The sequence below is a fragment of the Streptomyces sp. NRRL B-24572 genome (assembly GCF_002156145.1).
Lineage (GTDB): Bacteria > Actinomycetota > Actinomycetes > Streptomycetales > Streptomycetaceae > Streptomyces > Streptomyces vietnamensis.
In genome coordinates this window covers 1-2,500 of sequence record NZ_MWIG01000024.1, presented here as the reverse complement: position 1 = coordinate 2,500, position 2,500 = coordinate 1, and the positions used below count along the sequence as shown (strand labels likewise).

Sequence of the window (2,500 nt, the reverse complement as noted above, 5' to 3'; positions counted from 1 at the left end):
GCGTCGGACGTACTTCGGTACGTCTCGTGACTGCGTGCCTTTTGAAGAATGAGCCTGCGAGTTTGCGGTGTGTTGCGAGGTTAACCCGTGAGGGGAAGCCGTAGCGAAAGCGAGTCCGAACAGGGCGATCCAGTAGCACGCTCAAGACCCGAAGCGGAGTGATCTAGCCATGGGCAGGTTGAAGCGGAGGTAAGACTTCGTGGAGGACCGAACCCACCAGGGTTGAAAACCTGGGGGATGACCTGTGGTTAGGGGTGAAAGGCCAATCAAACTCCGTGATAGCTGGTTCTCCCCGAAATGCATTTAGGTGCAGCGTCGTGTGTTTCTTGCCGGAGGTAGAGCACTGGATAGGCGATGGGCCCTACCGGGTTACTGACCTTAGCCAAACTCCGAATGCCGGTAAGTGAGAGCACGGCAGTGAGACTGTGGGGGATAAGCTCCATGGTCGAGAGGGAAACAGCCCAGAGCATCGACTAAGGCCCCTAAGCGTACGCTAAGTGGGAAAGGATGTGGAGTCGCAGAGACAACCAGGAGGTTGGCTTAGAAGCAGCCACCCTTGAAAGAGTGCGTAATAGCTCACTGGTCAAGTGATTCCGCGCCGACAATGTAGCGGGGCTCAAGCGTACCGCCGAAGTCGTGTCATTGCAGCAATAGGGCCAACGCCCGCTGTGATGGGTAGGGGAGCGTCGTGTGCCGGGTGAAGCAGCCGCGGAAGCGAGTTGTGGACGGTTCACGAGTGAGAATGCAGGCATGAGTAGCGATACACACGTGAGAAACGTGTGCGCCGATTGACTAAGGGTTCCTGGGTCAAGCTGATCTGCCCAGGGTAAGTCGGGACCTAAGGCGAGGCCGACAGGCGTAGTCGATGGACAACCGGTTGATATTCCGGTACCCGCTTTGAAACGCCCAATATCGAGCCCATTAATGCTAAGGCCGTGAAGCCGTTCCGGACCCTTCGGGGAAAGGAAAGTGGTGGAGCCGCCGGCCCAAGGTGGTAGTAGGTAAGCGATGGGGTGACGCAGGAAGGTAGTCCAGCCCGGGCGGTGGTTGTCCCGGGGTAAGGGTGTAGGACGTCACGTAGGCAAATCCGCGTGACACATAGTCTGAGACCTGATGCCGAGCCGATTGTGGTGAAGTGGATGATCCTATGCTGTCGAGAAAAGCCTCTAGCGAGTTTCATGGCGGCCCGTACCCTAAACCGACTCAGGTGGTCAGGTAGAGAATACCGAGGCGTTCGGGTGAACTATGGTTAAGGAACTCGGCAAAATGCCCCCGTAACTTCGGGAGAAGGGGGGCCACGCCTGGTGACGAGTCTTGCACTCCGAGCTGGGGGTGGCCGCAGAGACCAGCGAGAAGCGACTGTTTACTAAAAACACAGGTCCGTGCGAAGCCGTAAGGCGATGTATACGGACTGACGCCTGCCCGGTGCTGGAACGTTAAGGGGACCGGTTAGCTCTGTTTCGACAGGGCGAAGCTGAGAACTTAAGCGCCAGTAAACGGCGGTGGTAACTATAACCATCCTAAGGTAGCGAAATTCCTTGTCGGGTAAGTTCCGACCTGCACGAATGGCGTAACGACTTCTCGACTGTCTCAACCATAGGCCCGGTGAAATTGCACTACGAGTAAAGATGCTCGTTTCGCGCAGCAGGACGGAAAGACCCCGGGACCTTTACTACAGTTTGATATTGGTGTTCGGTTCGGCTTGTGTAGGATAGGTGGGAGACCGTGAAGCCGTGACGCCAGTCATGGTGGAGTCGCCGTTGAAATACCACTCTGGTCGTGCTGGATGTCTAACCTCGGTCCGTGATCCGGATCAGGGACAGTGTCTGATGGGTAGTTTAACTGGGGCGGTTGCCTCCCAAAGGGTAACGGAGGCGCCCAAAGGTTCCCTCAGCCTGGTTGGCAATCAGGTGTTGAGTGTAAGTGCACAAGGGAGCTTGACTGTGAGACCGACGGGTCGAGCAGGGACGAAAGTCGGGACTAGTGATCCGGCGGTGGCTTGTGGAAGCGCCGTCGCTCAACGGATAAAAGGTACCCCGGGGATAACAGGCTGATCTTCCCCAAGAGTCCATATCGACGGGATGGTTTGGCACCTCGATGTCGGCTCGTCGCATCCTGGGGCTGGAGTCGGTCCCAAGGGTTGGGCTGTTCGCCCATTAAAGCGGTACGCGAGCTGGGTTTAGAACGTCGTGAGACAGTTCGGTCCCTATCCGCTGTGCGCGTAGGAATATTGAGAAGGGCTGTCCCTAGTACGAGAGGACCGGGACGGACGAACCTCTGGTGTGCCAGTTGTCCTGCCAAGGGCATGGCTGGTTGGCTACGTTCGGGAGGGATAACCGCTGAAAGCATCTAAGCGGGAAGCCTGCTTCGAGATGAGTATTCCCACCTCCTTGAGAGGGTAAGGCTCCCAGTAGACGACTGGGTTGATAGGCCGGATGTGGAAGCCCCGCAAGGGGTGGAGCTGACCGGTACTAATAGGCCGAGGGCTTGTCCTCAGTTG

1 rRNA gene (cut by a window edge) is annotated in these 2,500 nt (G+C 57.2%); it reads left to right on the top strand.

Annotated features, from left to right (window positions below):
• Positions 1 to 2,495: ribosomal RNA gene (locus CCN56_RS01335) — 23S ribosomal RNA — on the top strand (it extends 624 nt beyond the left edge of the window).
• The last annotated feature ends 5 nt before the right edge of the window (positions 2,496 to 2,500 follow it).